General features: G+C 41.1%; 2 protein-coding genes. Both read left to right on the top strand.

The features are described from left to right. The first annotated feature begins 691 nt into the window (after positions 1-691). The gene (locus AACQ42_RS00845; RefSeq protein ID WP_094166413.1) at positions 692-1309 is read left to right on the top strand and encodes a hypothetical protein; all 618 of its coding nucleotides are present in this window, start codon (positions 692-694) and stop codon (positions 1307-1309) included. 672 nt (positions 1310-1981) lie between these two features. Further along, positions 1982-2488, top strand: coding sequence for a GNAT family N-acetyltransferase (locus tag AACQ42_RS00850; RefSeq protein ID WP_086467557.1), 507 nt, complete (start codon positions 1982-1984; stop codon positions 2486-2488). The last annotated feature ends 138 nt before the right edge of the window (positions 2489-2626 follow it).

Raw genomic sequence — 2626 nt, forward strand, 5'->3', positions numbered from 1 at the left:
TAACAAACGGCTCAAGAGGGATTGCCAACGCGTGGCGGCTTTAGTTCAAAATTGAAGTTCAGTGTTTACAGTGTGTTTTTTGAGTTCGGCTATGCGTTGTCAACCCCTTAGCCGAGCGTTAGCTGAGGTTAAGAAAAATTATAACATTACGCGTTTATTTTCTTAGTCTGAGGCTCTAGCTTTACACCTGAAAGTCAGCACTTTTCCATGTATCTCGCCAGTGGCACTGTTCGTGAAGTGGTTGAACTAACCAACGTCTGTTTACGGGAAGTGGTGTGTTTGCTTATTTCTTTGGTGTGGCTTCTTTGGTTTTGAAGCTCTTTCGCGCTTAAATGGATTTCGCGCACTTGGTTGTTGGCTTCTTCGACATCATTCTTTGTAAATTTAAGTTCTAGAAGCTCGTCAAGTTTCCCTGTTATTTCTTCTTTGCCAAGTGCGTTTCGTGGGTTAGGCTTTAGTTTCTCAGTTGTCTATTTTACTTTGCCGCTTGAAAGCAATAATGTGTTTTAAATTAGGCTGTTGGGTAGTCAATCTCCGGCTAAAGTGCAGCAGCTAACAAACGGCTCAAGAGGGATTGCCAACGCATGGCGACTTTGGTGCAAAATTTAAGTTCAGTGTTTAAGTGTGTTTTTTAAGTTCGGCGGTGCGTTGTCAACCCCTTAGCCGGGCGTTATAAGGGCGGGAGAGTAAGGTGGAAAAAGGTATAGTTAGCATTCATTTAGATGAACGTTGGAGCTTGGAAGATTTTTCTGTTTTCTCAAAGCAATACATTCAAATCTATGGATTTTTCTATGGTTTAAGGTTGGTGCAGGAAACCGATTATAATTTGGAGTTCGATACAATGCCTTGGTTAGGAGGTGGTTCTGTAATGAACTTTTTCTTAGCCATGAAAAATCATGTCCATCCAGAATTATTGCCTAATGTTCATAGAATCCAGTATGCGTCACCGGGTGTTATGGAACTTTCAGCAATAGTTGAAGTTGCGGGTGACATTAAGGATCTTATTCTCACAATTTGTGCGTCTTTAACATCAATATCGACAACTTACTATGTTATTCATAAGCAATATGTCGCAAGGAAAATGACACAGAAAAAAATGGCGCAGCTTGATAACGAAATGGACAAAAAATTTGTCAGGGATTCTGTGTTCGAGTTGCATGAGAAATTAAATTTATCACCTAGTCAGATAATTAGTCTTGCAAAAATTACAAAAGGTGATGAATTAATTGAATTGAAAGTGTTGATGGCAATGTACAGAAGAGCAAAACCAATTGCTGATTTACAAGTACAAAATAAAGCTCAGCTATGACCCTTATAACAAACGCTTCAAGAGGGACAGCCAACGCGCGGCATTTTTATTATGCGTTGGTTTTTGTGGTTACGGTGTTATGCGGAAAGTTAGTGGTAGTGTTGGCTGCCCCTTAAGCGGGCGTTAGGCAACTCAGGTAAATTTAGGGGTTCAATCTTTTTTAGATTTCTTCGGCCATTCGTTTTGTGTTGTCGGCAAATGAGCTTTTTTATCCTCAAATTCTTGGTTAACTCAAACCGTAAAACAGGTAAGGTTCTTTGTTTGCCTCAATGAGTTTTTGTGCTGGTTTGCTGTCAATTCAGCGTGCGCAAAGTGTGGAAAGGGCAAGTTTATCGAGCATTGCGCACTTGCTGAATGTTTCGCTTGTTGAGTTTGTCTCATTCAAAAGCTTGGTTGGTTGCTGAAAGGTGGGCTTTGTTTTGGCGGCTTATTTATCATGGCTCTGGCTTCGGTTGGTTCTTGAATCACTCAACCATTGCACTTGTGGCTTTTGATCGTATAAAGTCGGTTTATCTTATTGAATTTGCATAACAAACGGCTCAAGAGGGATTGCCAACGCGTGGCGACTTTAGTGCAAAATTGCAGTTCAGTGTTTACGGTGTGTTTTTTGAGTTCGGTGTTGCGTCGTCAACCCCTTAGCCGGGCGTTATGTAACAAGGAGAGTTCAGCTAAATGGAAGTAGTATCTGAAAGGCTGCGGATGAAGCCATTATCGGAAAATGACTGGCCTTTATTTCTGCAACTCCATACGAATCCTAGTGTAATTTCACTTTGTTTCGATGAACTGCCAAAGTCAGAAATTGAGAGTAAATTTAAATCTCGATTAGTACCTTGGTTTGTAAAGTCGAAGCATTGGCTATGTTTGGTTGTTGTCGAATCCAAAACGGACAAAGCAGTAGGTATAACAGGTTTTTGTGTTAACGATTCTGTTGCTGAAGTTGGGTTTATGTTTTTGCCCGAATATCATGGACTCGGGTATGGTACAGAGTCACTGCAAGCTCTCATAAATTATTCAATGTCAGAGTTTGGCATCGATAAATACAGTGCAGTTGTCACAGAGGGTAACATTGGTTCCGAAAAGGTACTTACAAAAGTGGGTTTTGTACTCGATAGGATAGTGCCTCAAGCTTATGAAATCGGTGGTCATTTGTACGCAGATCATGTCTACCAATACGCGTAAAATTGTTACATAACAAGGCGTTTAAGCGGGATTCATGCCGCGTGGCATTTTTGGTTTGCAGTGAGTTTTGGTGGTGAAAGTGGTCTGCGGAAGCTTGGTTTATGCGGCACTCACCCCTTAACGCAGCGTTATGCCTTT

This window comes from Vibrio sp. V12_P9A6T4 (assembly GCF_963874835.1).
GTDB classification, from domain to species: domain Bacteria; phylum Pseudomonadota; class Gammaproteobacteria; order Enterobacterales; family Vibrionaceae; genus Vibrio; species Vibrio anguillarum.